The 18782-nt window shown below is 39.4% G+C and carries 9 protein-coding genes; 4 read left to right on the top strand and 5 right to left on the bottom strand.

What is annotated here, in order from left to right; genetic code table 11:
* The first annotated feature begins 95 nt into the window (after positions 1-95).
* The 4 genes from QNI22_RS33365 to QNI22_RS33350 all read left to right on the top strand — a co-directional run bounded on the left by QNI22_RS33365 (position 96) and on the right by QNI22_RS33350 (position 3509).
* A complete protein-coding gene (locus QNI22_RS33365; RefSeq protein WP_314517849.1) occupies positions 96-449 on the top strand; it encodes a hypothetical protein in 354 nt (117 codons plus the stop codon).
* 26 nt (positions 450-475) lie between these two features.
* Positions 476-1102 carry a hypothetical protein gene (locus QNI22_RS33360; protein WP_314517846.1) on the top strand — a complete coding sequence of 209 codons (627 nt, stop codon included), beginning with the start codon at positions 476-478 and terminating at the stop codon, positions 1100-1102.
* 446 nt (positions 1103-1548) lie between these two features.
* Entirely contained in the window at positions 1549-2886 is a 1338-nt protein-coding gene (locus tag QNI22_RS33355) for a hypothetical protein (protein WP_314517845.1), read from the top strand.
* 98 nt (positions 2887-2984) lie between these two features.
* Complete coding sequence (locus QNI22_RS33350; RefSeq protein ID WP_314517842.1) at positions 2985-3509, top strand: hypothetical protein; 525 nt, start codon at positions 2985-2987, stop codon at positions 3507-3509.
* A gap of 177 nt (positions 3510-3686) precedes the next feature.
* On the opposite strand, the gene QNI22_RS33345 is transcribed toward QNI22_RS33350, so the two are convergent.
* The 5 genes from QNI22_RS33345 to QNI22_RS33325 all read right to left on the bottom strand — a co-directional run bounded on the left by QNI22_RS33345 (position 3687) and on the right by QNI22_RS33325 (position 18647).
* Complete coding sequence (locus QNI22_RS33345) at positions 3687-5273, bottom strand: glycoside hydrolase (RefSeq protein ID WP_314517839.1); 1587 nt, start codon at positions 5271-5273, stop codon at positions 3687-3689.
* 252 nt (positions 5274-5525) lie between these two features.
* Positions 5526-7214, bottom strand: coding sequence for a RagB/SusD family nutrient uptake outer membrane protein (locus QNI22_RS33340; protein WP_314517837.1), 1689 nt, complete (start codon positions 7212-7214; stop codon positions 5526-5528).
* Between the two features lie 66 nt (positions 7215-7280).
* Positions 7281-10379: a SusC/RagA family TonB-linked outer membrane protein gene (locus QNI22_RS33335; RefSeq protein WP_314517836.1), complete on the bottom strand. Its 3099-nt coding sequence runs from the start codon at positions 10377-10379 to the stop codon at positions 7281-7283.
* An 803-nt stretch (positions 10380-11182) separates the two neighbouring features.
* The gene (locus QNI22_RS33330; protein ID WP_314517833.1) at positions 11183-15385 is read right to left on the bottom strand and encodes a hybrid sensor histidine kinase/response regulator transcription factor; all 4203 of its coding nucleotides are present in this window, start codon (positions 15383-15385) and stop codon (positions 11183-11185) included.
* Between the two features lie 841 nt (positions 15386-16226).
* On the bottom strand, positions 16227-18647 hold the full coding sequence (locus tag QNI22_RS33325) for a TonB-dependent receptor (RefSeq protein WP_314517830.1): 2421 nt from the start codon (positions 18645-18647) through the stop codon (positions 16227-16229).
* Between the last annotated feature and the right edge of the window lie 135 nt (positions 18648-18782).

Raw genomic sequence — 18782 nt, 5'->3', positions numbered from 1 at the left:
CTCTTAGTCAAAGGAATGATACATGAATCTGTTTTTACTGCCAGTTGTCTCCTTCTCTTCGATAATTTGATGTATAGTTGAATATACTACCAGGCATGGGTGAAACTGCAGAATCCATTTTTGCAAAACATGACCTTCCGGATTATGGAGGACGAGTAGCTATGTTCATAAAAGTAGACTTGACCAGGCAAACAATATATCTGCATACTGATACAGTTTACAATCCAGTAGAAGCTTATCCTAATTGTTTGGTAGAGTTAGGGCAATGTGTAGAAGATTGCACCTTTGCATGGATGTACAGAGAAGAGGATTATGAGAGAGATATTTGTTATGTAATCAATCACTATCAGATTGCGGATGGCAAATTGACTTTTACCAAGAAATACACAGCATTCGGTGTCGAAAGTCCTCCTGATTGCCAGGATTTGCTATCGCTGAATTGGATGTAAATACACTGTTGAACCAAGTAATCAATATGTCAGAACCTCGTTTTATTACCTTGGAAGAAGCCTTTGGTTTGCTAGAAAATAGTCCAAAATCGACTGTGCAACAAGAGATGTCTGTTCATCTGGAGGCATTTGCTGAATTTGTAGAAGATGAATCTTCCCGGATTGCTCTTTACGAAGGTGATATCACTTTACCCTATCTGGCAGTGAAAGATGACATTGTGATCGTAAATGGTAACCTGACTGTTCCAGGTATTCTGGAAGATTGCCTGGAAGTAAATATTTCACTTTTATTAGTTCTGGGTAATGTCACTACAAACCATTTATTTACCTTCTCCCAGATTTGCATTGCTGGCAACCTTACTGTTTCCAATACTATTGTAGCAGATTCTGCCTGTGATTATAGTCTGGATGTTGGAGAGAATCTTAAGGCTCACCTGATTATAGAATCGGGGCATTGGTTTGATATAAAAGGTAATATTACAGCTGATTATATCTATGGGTGGCACTCTTCAAAAGAACGAAAGGGCATTCTGGCGACTAACCTGACAGAAAAAGATTTTATTGGGGAAATTGACAATGATAGTAGACTGGAACTGGGTACAGCTATGCAATATCTTATGAGAAACCAACCTATTCTCCGAAATGCTCTCTGAGGGTTCCAAAAACATCTATGAATCTATTTAACTTCTTGTATGAATAATAGATAACGGATAGTCGTACTAATTTACATGATGGTGTTTGTCCTTCCATCCAAATAAGACAGACACTGACTGCATTCATAAGAATATTTCTTAGGGCTTTGCAGCAGATTTCCTGGCAGTCTGTTGAAGGAATCTTTCTTTTACTTTTTAGCGCATAAATGAGTTTAGGCTGCTACTTATAATTCCGATCTCAAAAGTATGGTAAGAGAGTGCAGAATGAGGAATGTTCTTCTCAGTATATACAAGATCTCTAGCTTAAAGAAACTGAAAACAACCTATACTAAAAAATAATACATATTTACTTCTAAAACCTTTACTCGTTTGTAAGTTTCTGGAATAAAATCGTATTCTTAACAGGTTTTATATGTTTAGCTTTAAGTCACAATTACCTGATCTTAATGGCAACTTATTTTAACACAATTATCATTCGCTCACAGCCCTTTGCTGATGCCAGTAGCGTTCTCAAAGCACTTAATCCTGCTTCCTGGCCAGTGGATTATACTACTCAGCGAATTTGTGAGCAGGGTATTGAGTATAATTCAGCAATCAACGAACATGGAATTTCGATTGGTTTCTGGAAAGGTTTTACCATTTTGTGTGGAGATTACATTATTCATTCACTACATGAGTCTCTTGGAGAAGGACATTTTTCTGCGAAAACAAGAAGTAAATGGGAAAGCTGGTTCCCCAATGCAGACATGCTCTTGGTATTTGGCAATGATACCGCAATGGACTTTATGATTGTTAAGATTCATGCAGGCAAAGTCATACGACATAAGCATGTTCGCAGGTCAAAGATTGTTACTGATAAAGGTGATCTATTACCTGAAGAGCAAGATTGTTATGATACCTCTATCCCTGATCTGGATATTCGTACTTTGAAAGAATATAAACAGGGGATTGCAGACACAAATGTAGGTTTGGGTCTCATCGAATCATTCTGTGGCGAGATGCCAGATCTGGATAATTTTCGTATGAATATAGGAATAAATGAAGGCTTTGGAATAAGCCAGATCCAGACAATCAATGAATCGATGGGAGCAAAGGAGGAGTGTCTGGAAATGATTATTAACAGGATTAATCAGCCTTTTAGCGACTTAAAACTCAAAATTAGAAAGCACAAGGATATTGCAAAAGAAGAGGGGTATTTGAGTTTCTGGAAGCAACCAGGAGTGATTCTGCGAAAAATAAATAATCTTCACATTATACTTGTACCTGTTATACTGTGTAGCTATGCCGTTCGTATTGAAATAAAACTAAAGATACAGGTTGCTGATCCATTGGTACAGGAGCAGTTTTCGTATACGAGTGGAGAGTTTTCGTGTATGTGTTATCAATCATCAGAACTGAAAACCCGTGCTGAGCTGGACGAAGCAATAAGTCAGATGGATGCTGTTTTAAGTCAGATTTGTAGACCTGTTTTTGAAAGTACCGCAGAAAATGTCTTTGAAGTATTGGGACAAAAGTTTGTCACAGTCGAATATATAACCCATTTGATAAAGCAAATAGAACAGATTCGTATTAGACTGGGTTTTCCAGTTCCCTCAGCAGTACGCTTCAAAACCATACAGGATATTGTCCAGCTGGGAAAAGCAACAAATAGCCCTTACCTGACGCAGCTAAAACAGGAAGTATATACTTATTTGCTTTCTTATAGAGAGAAGATAGACTTACCCGATAATAAATATTTAACACCAGACAGTTACAAAGCACTTCTGGCTGAATTTTCGGAATGACTGTGTGAACAGCTTTTTTCGGAGAATAAAGATTTGACAAATTATCGTCAATTTTTCCTGCCTCTGGTATAAGTGTCCAGTATCAAAGTAACCACCCAATGGAATTACGAAAAGAGATCGAACCACAATTTAACATAGCCGAAGACCGATATTCACATATTCTCAGGCTTATTCTGGATTATGCCGATTATTGTGAGAAAACAGGCGATGAACAGTCAATTGAATACAAAAAGCTGGAGGCGAAACTACACCTCATTACTGGAAAGGAAATGTCATCATTTAACCTTTGGGAATGGTGGGAAGAAGAAGGTGCCGAAAATCTGGCATTTGACATCAGCTTGCCAGACCCTGGCAGAATAAATGATCTGAACAAAAAGGAGCTTACAGAAATTGTCAGACGTCTTACTAGGTTTGAACTACCAGATGAGAAGGAAAACAGTTTTAATGCTACTTTTTACTTTCGAACTACTGCAAGTGGGAGATATTTTGACAAACTTCTCAAGCTAAACTTTAAAACCTACAATCAAAAGTTATTTCTGCGTCAGAAAGATAAGAGCGGAAACTACTTTGAATACACTTCGGAAGAGATTGTAGAAAAGCTCTGGAATAATGGAGATCATTGAAGAAGGTGAATTTTTAGCTTTACCTAACTTCTCATGAATGAAATATATACAGTAAATTTGAGAAATATTGTTAAGGAATATTTCAGATCTAAACATAGGTGAGTCCAAGCTTTTATTTTTACAAGCCTCTCTTATCGATAAGAGAGGCTTGTAAAAATAAAAGCTTGGACCATCATTCTATATATCACCTATAAGAGTCACAATTGACTTTTTGGGAATTGTAATGGATTGTCCGGCTGCTATGGTAGCCAAAGGTTTAAGCGTTTCATCTGTCCCTGAGCCAGTCAGGTAAGGTTTCCATTTCTGAACACTGCCTCCTTCCGTTTGAGGTAGAATATTCGCATCACTATTGGAGTTATTGACCAGGACAGTAATAAGTTGTTTTTCATCCGCAGACACATAAGAAGAAATCATCACACCATTTACATTGTTTACATCCCGGTTATCAGATGTGACAGTTACACGTTGTGAGCCTGGACGAATGAATCGGCTAAAATTGCCTACTGCCCACATCAACCGGGTCTCCTCTACTTGTCCATCTGTTTTGTTTTTAGTGGCATAGATTAGTCCGTCTTTATAGTCATACGCTGTAACTGCCAGCCACCAATGCCAGGCCGAAGCATTGGCTATCGCCAGATCATGATGTATCAAACGTGCTACATACAAGGCTGGTGTCATACCCGTATCTTTGCCGGATGGGGTTACTTCTTCCTGATCTCCCAGTAAGCAATATTCACTTTGCCAGAACTCAAGGGGCACACTGGCTGTTGGAATTGCTGTGGCAACTTTCTGACGTACACTTTTTAAGATTTCCGCTGGAGCTGATGTAAAGTAACTATGTCCAGATATAACTTTGTCTACATGAGAGAGATTACCTACATACAAAGGTGACTGATTATTGAAAAACGTATAAATCTGTTCGCCACGTGTAGGTTTATCCGCTTTCTCATACAGATAATTCAGTTTGGCTGCTTCTGCCAGTTTGATCTTTACTGAAAGGTTTTGTGCTGTCAATACAGAGTCAAGTATTTTTGTGATAGCTGTTATCTCTGTATTGGTATAAGGCGTGCCTTCCTGTCCGTTACCTGTCCAATCCCATTGGGGTTCATTGAATGGACTCAGATAAGTGAAAGGTACTCCATCACTGGAAAATTGTCGGGATACATCAGCCAGAAACTTAGCAAACGCAATATAGTTTTCCGGTGCAATATTAGCCTGTTCTCCATTGGATGAAAATGCCTTACCATTTTTGGTTAACTGAACAGGTGGGCTATTGGTAAATCCTATAAACTGTTCTACGCCCCGTTGTTTAGCGGCCAGCATAAACCAACGTTGACCAGACTGCTTCGACCAGTCATAACTCATATCTGATTTTAAAAAGCCTTCTGTTTGTCTCCATTCATCTGAAATATTATTCTGGGTCATGCTTCCGGCTCCAATATTAAATCGCCAGCAGCTTAAACCAATTCCTTTGGGTTTGCCGTTGGCATCATTTTCCATACTAAATAACCAGTCCGCAACTTGTTCTTTTTTTGCCTGAGGCCAGTTGCCAATGAATTGGCATGTCCAGGCATCAGAAGCACCAAAGTTACGAATGTATTGCTGCCGTTGATCCAGATGGATAATGACTGAGTTTTTTATACTTGAGGTTTGCGGTTGTTTCTGATTGTGGATCGAACAACTTGCCAGAAGTAAAGTAAAGGATAACAAGCTTATGAGGGTCCACTGGAGGCTCTTTTTCAGAGATAGTAAAGAAATATTCATAACCAGGTTTAATTTAAAGCTTGTTAAGAGCTATTTTAGTATTGGTTTGATTGATATAAAAGTGTTTTCAGAGGCTTCTTTGAGCTATAAAGCTAAAGGTGAGTAAACAGTTTCTTCTACTATAACAATACTCTACCCGATCTTTTTGAAAATATATTTTGAAAAGACCGGGTAGAATACTAAAAAATAAGCCTTATCAGGCTATAGACAAGGATGAAGGCTTAAAATGAGCTTCATCCTTGTTTATATTAATTAGTAGTTGGGACTTTGTTGTAGCTTGCCGTTGGAAGCCTGTATTTCTGCAAGAGGGATCGGAAGCCAGTAATGCTTCTCTTCAAACTTACGACCATCCAGTGCCACTTTGCGTGTATAGGCAAATGTGCCATCTGCATTTTTAGTAATAGTAATTCCATAAGCTGGCTGGTTCTCTGTATCCATCGCTATTTTCCATCTGCGCACATCGTAGAAGCGATGTTCTTCAAATGCCAGCTCAACCTGCCGTTCTCTCTGAATAGCTGTGCGCATAGCGCTTTGTGATAATCCTATAGGCAAGTCAGGCATTCCTGCTCGACTTCGGATCTGATTGATGGCTGAATATACAGAGGCATCAGGACCTGCTGCTTCATTTTGTGCTTCTGCATAGTTTAACAGAATCTCTGCATAACGCATATAGATCCAGGGTTGTGTCCCTGCCACATCCCAAGGATTGTTAATAGGCAGTTTCTCATCAATAAATTTCCGTAAATAATAACCTGTTTTCGATGTATTCCAGTTGTCTTTCCCATCTTTGCTGTCCTGACCACCTGGCGTAAAGGTCTCAACCTGACGATCCCGGTAGGTGGCGCCATTGTACAGGATGGTAGCATAAAAGCGAGGATCACGATCGGTATAAGGCTTGGATGCATGTGCACTATTATTCCAGTCAAAAGGAACCGCAGTGTTTTCATCTTCTACTACTTCATAACTATCAACCAGGTTTTGGAGTGGTGTGTTACCTGCCCAACCGCCATAACCGTTTGCTCCATTGGAAATTTCAAGACAAACATGTCGTGCTCCAATTACATATAGCCTTTCAAAGATAATTTCATTGCTGGATGGAGTCAGGAATAGTGACTGGTAATTGTTATGTAGTGAGTAAGATCCCAGATCCATAACATCTTTTGCTGCTTTTGCTGCTGTTTCCCAGGACGAAGCTCCATAAAGGGGACTTGCCGCATACAGTAACAACCGGGATTTGAGTGCAAGTGCAGCTCCTTTGGTAGCACGACCCAATGGCCATGCAGAAGTGTTACTCGCTGGCAAACCTGCTGCTGCCTCTTCCAGTTGGGATACCACATACGTAATTCCTTCTGCAATGGTACTTCTCTTAAAAAGAGATTCGTCTGTAAGATTATCGCTCAGATAATATACTTTATCTCCCATCAAAACAACAGTTCCGTAATTTCGGATGAGGTCATGATAGCGGAATGCCCGGATAAACTTTAATTCAGCAATCAGCATTTGTTTGCGGGATGCGCTCATAGGAACATTTTCTATGATCTGAAGTGCATAGTTACATTCACGGATGCTTCTATAACTACGTGACCATAAAGTTCCTGCTATGCCTGTTGCTTCTGGTGAGAGCAGACCCCGATGAATAGCCCATGTATTGTCATCACTGTTATAAATAGCCTCATCAGTAATTGATCCCCACAGGGCATATTCGAAACCACGTCCAAAGCCGGGATTTGTACCTTCTGCTTCCTTATCCTGTAGTTTAACTCCCATATAGCGGTTGATAACATAGTCTTCAAATAAAGAAGAGTCAGAGGTAATGGCATCATCCGAGATTCTGTCTGTTGTAGTCACATCCAGAAAATCTTCATTACAACTACTGAGAAATACAGTCATGCAAACAATCAATGTCAGCCAGATGTATGTGTTTTTTATATTGCGTTTCATGTAGTACTAGTTTATTTTTTAACAGAGATCCTTGAATAGCTAATAGATGAGATAAAGTCCAGTCTTTTAAAGCTGAACATTTACTCCCAGGTTAATAATCCGTTGTTGAGGATAGAACTGTCCACTTTCGCTGCTACCTTCAGGATCGTAATCTTTTACTTTGGATACTGTGAATACGTTAAATGCATTGGCATATACTTTAACCATGCCCAAGCCTAGTTTAGCAACCAGTGGCTGTGGGAGAGTATATCCTATGGAAACGTTTTTCAGACGTATAAATGAAGCATTGTTCAACCAGAAGTTATTAGCATATAAGCCTCCATTCACAGAAGACGAAGCTCTGGTATCTACCCGGGGATAGCTGCCATTTGGATTGGAAGGACTCCATCTGTTGTCGGCCCAACTGCTATAAAAGTTACCTACATTTCCGGCTTCAGGCAATACATATTGACTAACTCTGGCCTGACCAGAAAACAGCAGGGATATATCAAAGTTCTTCCAGCCTGCATTGGCATTAAACCCATAAGTAATCTGTGGAATATTTCCATATTTAGTACGAACACGATCATCGGCAGTGATTTGTCCATCATTGTTATAGTCCTGGATAATCAGGTCACCAACTTGCGCAACGGAAAGGTGAGGATATTTTGCCAGGTCAGCTTCTGAACGGAATATACCCACTGTATTGTAGAGTAGATAGGTGTTCAATGGACGTCCTGTTTGTTTTTGATAATCCAGTACTGAGCCGGCTTCGTCGATGAATACAATCTCGCTTTTAGCAAGCGCCATATTCGCAGAGACACTATACCAGAAGTTGCCTCTGTGCTGATAGCCTACTGTAGTTTCAAACCCTTCACTATTTACCTTACCAATATTCTCAGAAGGTACCAATGAACCACCATAAGGATTTACAATACCTGTTACACCAGGTATAGAGGCATTACGGGTAGCCAGAATGTTGGAACGGTTTTGTTTAAAATAAATAAATTCCAGAGTGAAGTTGCGTAGGAATGTAGCATTGAAGCCAATGTCGGTTTTCTTTGCTGTCTCCCAGGTAATTGCTACGTTGGCAAGTTTAGTTAGATCAATGCCGGCATGTTTATCACTTCCAATAACATAGGTGCTGTTAAAAGAATAGTTATTGAAGTATTGAAACATATCTACGTTATCATTCCCTAATTGTCCATAAGAAGCTCTGATTTTTAAGTCATTGATAAAGGAAACATTCTCGCTGAACCAGTCTTCTTCTGAAACACGCCATCCTGCTGAAATAGCCGGAAAGTATCCGTAACGGTTACCTCTGGGGAAGGTAGAAGAACCATCAATACGCATCTGTACTTCTGCCAGGTATTTTTCTTTGAAGTTGTAGGCTATTCTACCAATGTAGCTTCTTCTGGCAAAGTTATAACTTGATCCTGAGTTGTTTCTGTCGGTAGCTGCAGATCCACCCTGTGATAATTCTGGTGTTTGAACGGTTGGATAATTTAGGCGTGAGGCACCAAATGTCTCTTTGTGTATTCTACTTTGTTCATAAGCAACCAATGCATTAACAGAATGGCTACCGAACTGTCGTTGAAAATTAACCTTAAAATTGGCAGTATACATGGCTGTATTCTCCTGGCTTTGGGATAAGGTAGCTGCTCCCGATGATCCTCCTGTAATGGTAGGCTGGTATGTATTGGAAGTATTATTATAGGAGTACAGCGTATAAGGCTTGTTAAATGTTTTGGAGAAGTTCCAGGTTCTGTCTCCAGCATAAAATCCATCTACTGATAATCCTTTTACTTTGGGTATAGTATAACTGGCTTTAAGAATACCATTGAAAACGTATATCGGATTGACATTGGTACCACCAAGATCGGTAACCATAACAACCGGATTGTTGTTCTCTATACCTGTAGAAGGTAATCCATTGGGATAAGTTGCTATAGCAGTAGGATAAGCTCTGTAAATAGCACGGAAAATATTACCTGCACTGGCGATAGGATATTGACGATCTTCCTGACGACCAGCAAGTGACAAGGATACTTTAAAATTTTCTGTTATATCCGCATCTATATTTGACCGGAAGTTATACTGATTGTATTTGGTAGCTCCTTTTTTATAAATGCCATCCTGATAAATTTTTCCCAGAGACAGGTAATACCGCACATTTTGTTGTCCACCGGATACAGACAGGTTATGTTGGTTCTGCAAAGAAACTTTTTTCAGTGTTTCCTTAGCCCAGTCTGTATTGGGATAATTGATAGGATCTGATCCATCACGGAATTTTTGAATCTCTTCTTCACTGTAATGCTGAAACATACCACCTGATTTGTTATTATAGTAGTCTATTTCGTTCTGAATAGTAGCATAAGTGGCAGCATCTGCCATTTTAGGTAGACGGGTGGGAGAGGAGAATCCCTGATTATAACTATAGGAAATGGTTGGTTTGCCAGATTTTCCGCGTTTGGTAGTAACCAGTATTACCCCATTAGCAGCACGACTGCCGTATACTGCCGCAGATGCATCTTTTAAGATAGATATACTTTCGATATCGTTGGGGTTGAGGCGCTCAAGACCACCAAGTTGTCCGGGAATACCATCAATAACTATCAGTACATCGTTATTTCCGGTTGTTGCCAACCCCCTGATTGTAAAGCTACTTCCATCATAGCCAGGCTCTCCACCACGGTTACTGGCAACTATACCCGAAAATCGTCCAGCCAGAGTGTTTGACACATTGGGCTGGGGGCTTTTAATCATATCTTCTCCTTTGATTTGTGAGATAGAGCCTGTAAGAGTTTCTTTCTTTTGTTCACCATAGCCGACTACAACTACTTCTGAAAGGGTTTGCAGATCACGGGCCATGTTAACAGAAAGATTTGTCTGCTGTCCTACAGTTACTTCTTCTGTGGTAAAACCAATCGAGGAAAAAACAAGAATAACATCAGAGCCGGGTACTTCAATGGAAAAGTCACCAGTTGCATTGGTGGTAGTACCCTGTGTGGTACCTTTAATGATAACCGATACGCCAGGAATTTCTTCTCCTGTTTCTGTATTTTTTACTTTACCCTGTATACGCCTTCCTGACTGGGCCCAAGTTGAATTGGAACCCAGATACAGAATTAATAACAGCAGCAATAGGGTAACTTGCTTCAATTTTTTAGGTAGATAATAAATCATACATGTGTTGATTAGGATGAATAAACAAACAGATAGCTATCTTAGGAAAAAGGCTATCTTGTAAGGGTTATATAAAATAGTGTATGGTTTTTCAACTTTTGAGTTATAGCCAGAGGAGCCAGCTTTCTTATCTCTAAGAGGTTATCTGTTATTCCATATGTCATCGCCTATACATTGCTTCGCCGATTCTGGAAGAAGGATGATACTAAGTTTTTCAGGTAAGAACACCTGCTGACAATGAAGATGAAAAACGGTGGTGCCAAAAAAGACAAACTGGCCTCTTCTGACCCCACCTCACCCCTTAAACACCTCAAATGTCAATGAAAATGATTGGTTGCAGAGGGGGATAATTAACGAAAAAGAGGGGGTATATGTGGATTTATAGTAAGATTTGGGGTAATCTGATAAAAATTACAACAGTTGTACTATATCGGGAGAAAAATAGGTGATTTTAAGAAGGCGGAGTAAATGTAGATTTTATAGAATATCAGACAGATACAGGCATAACGGTAAACAGACTCTGTCTTTTCTTTATTAGAATTCCGGGATTTTCTATTTGAGTCATGAAGCATCAATAGCTTTATTTCATCTGTTTTGGCAGTAAGGGATATTTGATTTGAAGAAATGATCCGCTTTTTGGCTTTTAATAACCCTGTAGAAACAGAGTATAAGATCACGACTGAAGAACTATATGAGGTTCAAGAGTGACTTACAGAGTATGGTCAGCGAATACTACATACTACGGAAATAGTTTTTACAGCAGATGCAAGCTCCCTTACGAAAACTATTTGCGAGTCAAATATCTACTCTTGTTTGATAAACTCAGAAGGGGAACAACCAAACTCTTTGGCAAAACATTGTCTGAAATACTTCAAATCCGTAAATCCTACCATATAAACTACCTCAAACACCTTGTATTGCCTGCTTTTCAACAGGCGTGCTGCTTCTGCCAACCGAAAGGAACGTACATATTCGTTGGGAGATAGACCTGTGAGCATTTTAACTTTTTTATATACCAGCGAACGACTCATATTCAATACATCCGATAGCTCTTCAATAGTAAATTCCGGATTATCCAGATTGGATTTCAGCATTTCGTTAATTGAGTTCAGAAATTTCTCATCCAGTGGATTAATCCCCTCATTTTTGGCAGATCGCTCTGTTTGACTTCCTTCTGATGCAAAGTAATTGCGATAAAATCGCATAAGTCTTTGCTGGGAGTCAAGTAGGTTATGTACCGTCAGGCGCAAAATATCCGTACTGAAAGGTTTTGTCAGATAAGCATCAGCCCCAATTTCCATACCTTCTTTATGACTGGATATGCCTGAACGGGCTGTTAGTAAGATCACAGGAATATGGCTGGTACGTATATTCTCTTTTAACTTCCGACAAAGTTGAATGCCACTCATTTCTGGCATCATAATATCGCTGATGATCAGGTCTGGGTGGCAGCTTAATGCCAGATTATAACCCTCTTTGCCATTTGGAGCCTCAAAGATTCTGTATTCTTTTTCAAAAAACTCCCTCAGGAAAAGCCGTATTTCCTCATCATCTTCTATGAGAAGCAGGCTGGGAAAACCTTTCTTTTTTCCCGGTAACTCTGAGTCACTATAGAAGGACGCCTGCCATAATGGATTTTGCCAGTGAGGTTTGAGGCTATCTTGAATCGAATCCTGCCTGTATAATGTATCATCAAAATAGGTTTGCCCCTCTGATACATCAGGAACTGCTATTTCTTCAGGTCTGAAATGCTCATTCCCTAGGGGAATCGTAATGCTGAATGTAGAACCTGCCCCTTCCTGACTTTCTACATCTATTTCACCATTATGCAAATGGACCAACTTTTTGGCTAAAGATAAACCAATACCGGAACTCATAGAGCCAGAAGATTCTCCCTGATGAAACCAGTCAAAAATAGCTTGCTGATATTTCTTGGGTATTCCTATACCATCATCCTTAATTGAAATAAGGGCACAGTCTTCCGGATATTTTTCATTTGTCTGAACAGAAATGCCTACTATAATATGATTTCCTTTGCCTATGTATTTGAATGCATTGGATATCAGATTGTTTAATGCCATCTCCAGTTTCTCTTTATCAAACCAGGCTAAAATAAATGGCTGTTCAGAGTCTACTTGAAACAAGATATTCCGGTGCTGAGCCAATGGACGAAAGGTAGCTGCAATATCCTCTACAAAGCTTACCAGATTATCCGGTTTTACCTTCAGTACTACTTTTCCGTTTTCCAGCTTGCGGTAATCCAGCAATTTATTGATCAGATCCAGCAATTTATGGGCATTGCGATGCATCATCTGAAGCTTTCGTCCGGTTTGAGAGGATTGAGGCTCTTCTGCCAGCATTTCCTCCAGCGGACCCAACATTAGGGTTAGAGGTGTTTTGAACTCGTGAGAGACTTCTGTAAAGAAAGTCAGTTTTTGTTGAACCAGACGACGTTCGTACCTACGTTGCTTTCGTTCAACTGTTAATCTTTTCTTAAGCTTGATCTCCCGTCTGATCACAGAAAAAACGATCCAGCCAACAGCTATCAGTAGCAATACATAGAAAAGATAGGCCAAAGGCGATTGCCAGAAAGCGGGCTTCACAGTGACAGAGATGCTGGTAAAGTCTTCATTTCGTATATTGGCATTCGCAAATACTTTGACCTTAAAGACATAATCACCAGGTTTCAGATAACGGTAGGTAGCTGTACGAGCATTGCCAACAAAGTTCCACTCTTTATCAAGCCCTTCCAGCATATAACTATATTTGTTTTTTTCAGGGTAATTGTAATTGACACCTGCAAATTCAAATGTTAATAGATTCTGATCGTGTTCCAGTGTAATGTGTTTAGTTTGGCTAATAGCCTTCTGTAAAATTGGATTGCCATCTAATGTATCACGGATATGAACGGGTTTGTTAAAAAGAGATATTCCTGTGATTAAAATGCGGGAGCATTGGGTACTTTCCTTTACCTGATCAGGATAAAACATATTCATTCCTTGGCTTCCCCCCATACACATATACCCTCCTACTTGATTATATAAGGCTGAACCGGGATTAAATTGCCCTTCCTGTAATCCGTCGGATATATCATAGTTAAAAAACACATGCTGAGACCTATCAAATTTTGATATACCCAGATTAGTGCTAACCCATATATTTTCGTCTTTATCACACAAGATAGAATAGATCGTATTATTCGCTAATCCATTTTTCTCACTATACCGTCTGAGTGTATTATGTTGAGGATCAAATACACATAATCCGCTACCTCCTGTTCCCATCCAGATTCGTCCGCTTCTGTCAGATTTAATGGCAAAGACAATGTCGCTTTTAATTTGCTCTCTTTCCGGAGAATCTGTGAAATAACGGTTGTACAAACGAGTAACAGGATTGTAAGAATAAACGCCATCGCCATAAAAGCCAATCCATAGATTTCCCTGCTGATCTTCGGTAATCGAACGCACATCGCCTTCTCGCAAAGCTCCTCTAAAATACGGAAGGTTGGAATAGGTTTTATTTTTCTCATCAAGTAGGCAAAGACCTCCGCGATTGGTACCAATCCAGATACGATTTCTCGAATCTTGAAAAATTATCCGAACATCATTACCTCCCTGCTTTAACGGATCTTCAGTCAGATACTGATAGTTTACAAATGAATCATTGGCTGGATTATATAAGAACACCCCATGTGCATAAGAGCCTAACCATAAACGTCCCTGTGCATCCCATAGGGCTGCCAAAATAGCATTATCAGTAAGTTTACCAGGGCCTTTACCTGCTATGAAATGTTTTAGTGTACGGCCATATAAGTCAGTTTTATAGATACCATCCCCATCCGTTCCCAGCCATAAGTTCCCCTCAGGGTCATAACACATACCATAAAAAGGTACTTTGCTGGCAGTTGAACTGGTATACATGTTTTTTTCTACACGTACAAAGTTTTCCTTACTACTACTAACCAGATAAGCCCCATCCCCATAGGTTCCTATCCAGATATTTTTGTCTTTGTCTTCATAGATAGACTGAATGGTTCGTTTGGAAATATCTGAAGAGCCAATAGTCTTCATACTGATAAACTTACACTCTTCTAGTGACCGCGTTTGAAGCTGACGTAAATCAAGTTGATAGATACCTGCTGCCAATGTGCCAATCCATAGATTTTCTCCTGAGTCGATCAACAGAGAGTTTACTGGAATGGAGGCAATAGAGGTTTCAGGGGAGTCAAAGAAGAAAAATTTATTTTCGAGTCTTTTATATATTGCCAATCCCACACTGGTGCCTATCCAGATATTACCCGCTTTATCTTCCTCAAAACAATAGACATTGGCAGATTGGAATTTGGGAATCGAAAGGGAGGAGATCTTTTTTATAACTTGCCCACCACTGACCTGAAATACTTCCAGACCTCCTTGTTGTGTCCCTACCCATAAAAGACCAAACTTATCTTCCCATAAGCTTATTGTTTTGGTATTCTGCAAATCTGGATAAGTTTCAGGAATATAGGGCGTAAATTTCTTACTTTTCTTATTAAAAGAGGCAAAGCCTCCACCATACCAGGCTATCCATAGGTTATGGGCACTCCCCTCTGTAATAAAGCTTACATCATTATAAGCATGTTGCTGATAATTGCCAAAGTCGTATTGATAGTGTAGAAACGTTTCATGAGTTGCATCAAATTGTAACAACCCTTTTCGGGAAGAAATCCAGAGTGTGCCTTCGGAGTCAGTAAACAGACTTTGAATAAAGTTGTCTGCAATGCTGATTTTTGAGTCAGGGTTATAGCGAAATACCCGAAAGGAATAGCCATCGAACTGATTTAATCCATCTTCAGTGGCAAACCACATACGTGACTGCTGGTCTTGAGTAACGCTGTTTACCACTCCTTGGGAAAGTCCATTTTTACTAGTCCAGTGTCTGATAAGGTTTTTGGGATGAAACTGTGCGCAAACACTTTGTAAACCTATGCAGAAAATAGCCACTCCTATGCAAAATCTCCCCACCATATGTATTGGTATAGAAAATAGTCAATATTTTGTCTGAAAAATTCTATAATGTATGGTGCAAACATACACTTTCCAAAGCATAATCAATAGCAGAAATTGTATATTATAGAGGGGGGATTGAGTAAATAGTAGAGGGTAAGTGTATTCTGTGATGAATTTTTGTTAGTAGAAAGGGTAAATTATCCGAAAAGCCTGTACAAAATCAAATTCTTTCAAGTAGGTAGGCTAGCCTTGTGATAAATGGGTAGGCAGGATTGGTAATATACACTAGGCTGAATGAGAATAACCCAATTGATATAAACTTTAATTTATTGTTGCTCAGATACTAAAGTTTGGGGCACGGGTATATCAGGTATAGTTTATATCTAAATAACTCGTATAGTTCCACTTTCATACCTATTAGAACTCTTATCTGTTAATTAATAAGCTATCTTAGACTTTTCTCGTTCTTTTTCCACCATTCGCAATCTCTCTTTTCTTGAAAGTGAAAGAATAATGCCTTGATCGGATTTACTAAAATCTGTGCATGTGCTTCATTGACTTCACAAAAGAGTTGTGCATAATTCACTGCACCCGCTGATTGCGGTGAGTTATGCGCAGCCAAAAAAATGATCGGAGTTATGATCAAAGTCAAAAGTGCTATGAACAAAACACAATCTGCTCATTGATCGAACAGATTGCCTTTCCATTGCTAAAAAAACTTTTGCCATGAACTATACGCAAGCCGTCTTTTGCTGTGAATTAAACGCAAGAGTAAGGCTTGTCGTAAATTCAGTATTGTTACGGTTCGGATAAGTTGCTAGCTAACATATAGAATACTGTTGTTAGGCAGTTTGATTACTTAAAACTTATAGGTAAAACCAACTGCTATATTCCTGGGTTTTTGCGGATTGACAGACCAGTAACCTATATAATAGACTTCGTTGGTTATATTGTTAACATTGAATGAGACACGGAATCGTTCTGCATTGTAAAATACACTTGCATTAAGTAACGTATAACTGGGCAAATTGAATATACCTGTCTGACTATTATCAATTACTTTATAGGTACTGGCATAGTTTCCACCAATGCCAATGCCCAGATTGCGAAGTTTGCCAGTGGTAAACTGATAGGTTGCCCATAGATTTGCCAGATTTTGAGGACCTTGGCCACCCGGACTTCTGCCTGGCTCACTATAAAAATCGGTTTGATCTCCTGCAATAACTTTGGTTTCATTATGACTGTATCCGGCAATAATATTCAATCCCCGTAATGGGTTAGCTGTTAGTTCAAGCTCAAATCCTTTGCTGCCTACTTTGCCTCCCTGTGTCACACTGCGGGGATTGGAAGGATCTGGCATTACCCGGTTAGATACTTTGATATCATAGACAGATAAAGTTGCATATAGGTTATCTGAAAATAAACTGGTTTTTACTCCATACTCCAGTTGGTCTGCATGCTCGGGTTTGAAAGATTTTACACGAGGATTGCTTCCATCTGCATCAGTAACCTGTTGTGGAGCTACATTGATAAATGCATTCATGTAGTTAAAAAATAGCGATACTTTATCAATGACAGGCTGATACACTAAACCTAATTTTGGAGACAGTGCAAATTGGTCAAAATCATCTTCAGAAGTACTTTTCTCACCTTTGGAGTCAAAGTAATCTCCACGCAGACTACCCATGATTAGTAAACCAGGTGTAATGTTGAGTATATCAGATACATATATGCTATAGGAACTGTTACTTATATTACTGTGGCTTCCTTCTGTACCTGCCAGAATGTTGTCGATCGATGCCTCAGTCAGATAAACAGGAGGGAGGGTATCGCCAGAAAAAGGCTCTACATAGTTGACATCTCCCTGTGGTGTAACACCACGAGCATATGCCCAACCAGATCCATTGTCAATTACATTTCGGTTAAAGAAGTCCAGACCAATCACTACACGGTTTCGTAGACTTCCGATCTTAAAGTCTCCGTTAAAGTTCTGCTGAATATCTGTTGTATAGGTTACCTGTTGTTCTTTGTGAAAATATTGACTGAAGTAATTATCACCTGATACGTCATCCCATATATAAGTATAGAATCCGTTTGAACGAACTGTAGCGCGTGAAAGCACAGTTTGTGAAGTCCACTGACTGGAAAGTTTGTATATCATCTGTCCCTGCAGATTAAATCTTGGATTCTTAATGGTCAGATCATTGCTGGTAAAGGAAAGACTATTATTCAGATTTAACTCCTTTAGATTTTTGAAAGGAAGAGTACTTGCTCGGTCTGAGTGGAAGAATACAGGAGGTACAGCCCGTTCTTCGTCCAGTATCTCTGTCAGAAAGTGAAAGGAAAGTCTATCATTGACTTCATATACCAAGGCAGGTGCTATGAAAAAAGATTTCTTGAACCCTGCATCCTGAAAGCTGTTTTCTGTATGATAAGCAGTATTTATCCGTAACGCTACTTTTTCTGTTTTGCTTAAAGGGGTATTGATATCAGCTGTAATCCGGTTGAGCCCAAAACTTCCTGCATTATAGGTGAGAGTACCTTTAAAGGTATAATGTGGCTTCTTTGTAATGGTATTGATAAAACCGCCATATCCATAAAAACTACCTCCAAACAGTGTCCCGGAAGGACCTTTAATAACCTGAATCTCTTCCACATTTGCCGGGTCCAGATTACCACTGGTTAATCCGGGTAGGCCGTTAACCAGGGTAGTTTGCGCTTCAAATCCCCGTAAGGCAAAATAAGAAGCTCCATCACCTGCTCTTCCGGTTGATTCCCAAGTTCTGGTAATGCCAGGTACATTGCGCATAGCATCATCATAACTGGTAATAACCTGTTGAGTCATCAGTTCTGAAGAGATTATACTATACACCTGAGGATTTTCCAGGTTTTTCAGTGGCATTTTGGCAACAGAAACAGTTTCTCTGTTAGGACCTGTAGAAGATACAACAATCTCTTGAAGTTGAGCTGCATTCTCTTTTAGTAAAAAGTCAAGGGTTGTGGTTTGACCTGTTTTGATATCAACAGTCTGTTGTTGTGTTTCCAGTCCTACAAAAGATGCTATTACTGTTTGTGTCCCCTCAGATACACCTTTTAACTGGTAGTTTCCATTTTTGTCAGTTAATGCCCCTTTCCGACTTCCCTTGATCGTAATGTTGACAAATTCAGCTGGACTGCCATCTGATGTTTTTACAGATCCCTGCAGATTTCCATTTTGCGCGAAAGCCAGAATTATACTTGTAAAGAAGAAAAAGAGGCTGTAAGTAAAGGTCTGTTTCATAAAGTATGATTTGTTCTCAGCCTCAAAAGTATTATTTAGAATTATTTTAAACAACGACTATTTGAAATAATTCTAAATAAATTGCAGCTTAATGCCAGATCTTTCATTTCATCAAGCTGTTTAAAAAATGATGCA

It is taken from the genome of Xanthocytophaga agilis, from assembly GCF_030068605.1.
Lineage (GTDB): Bacteria > Bacteroidota > Bacteroidia > Cytophagales > 172606-1 > Xanthocytophaga > Xanthocytophaga agilis.
The sequence above is the reverse complement of the archived record's forward strand: the minus strand, read 5'-3'. Positions and strand labels throughout refer to the sequence as shown.

Coding starts and splice junctions, on each gene's coding strand:
- QNI22_RS33365 (WP_314517849.1), top strand. CDS start 96: ATGGGTGAAACTGCAGAATCCATTTTTGCAAAACATGACCTTCCGGAT.
- QNI22_RS33360 (WP_314517846.1), top strand. CDS start 476: ATGTCAGAACCTCGTTTTATTACCTTGGAAGAAGCCTTTGGTTTGCTA.
- QNI22_RS33355 (WP_314517845.1), top strand. CDS start 1,549: ATGGCAACTTATTTTAACACAATTATCATTCGCTCACAGCCCTTTGCT.
- QNI22_RS33350 (WP_314517842.1), top strand. CDS start 2,985: ATGGAATTACGAAAAGAGATCGAACCACAATTTAACATAGCCGAAGAC.
- QNI22_RS33345 (WP_314517839.1), bottom strand. CDS start 5,273: ATGAATATTTCTTTACTATCTCTGAAAAAGAGCCTCCAGTGGACCCTC.
- QNI22_RS33340 (WP_314517837.1), bottom strand. CDS start 7,214: ATGAAACGCAATATAAAAAACACATACATCTGGCTGACATTGATTGTT.
- QNI22_RS33335 (WP_314517836.1), bottom strand. CDS start 10,379: ATGATTTATTATCTACCTAAAAAATTGAAGCAAGTTACCCTATTGCTG.
- QNI22_RS33330 (WP_314517833.1), bottom strand. CDS start 15,385: ATGGTGGGGAGATTTTGCATAGGAGTGGCTATTTTCTGCATAGGTTTA.
- QNI22_RS33325 (WP_314517830.1), bottom strand. CDS start 18,647: ATGAAACAGACCTTTACTTACAGCCTCTTTTTCTTCTTTACAAGTATA.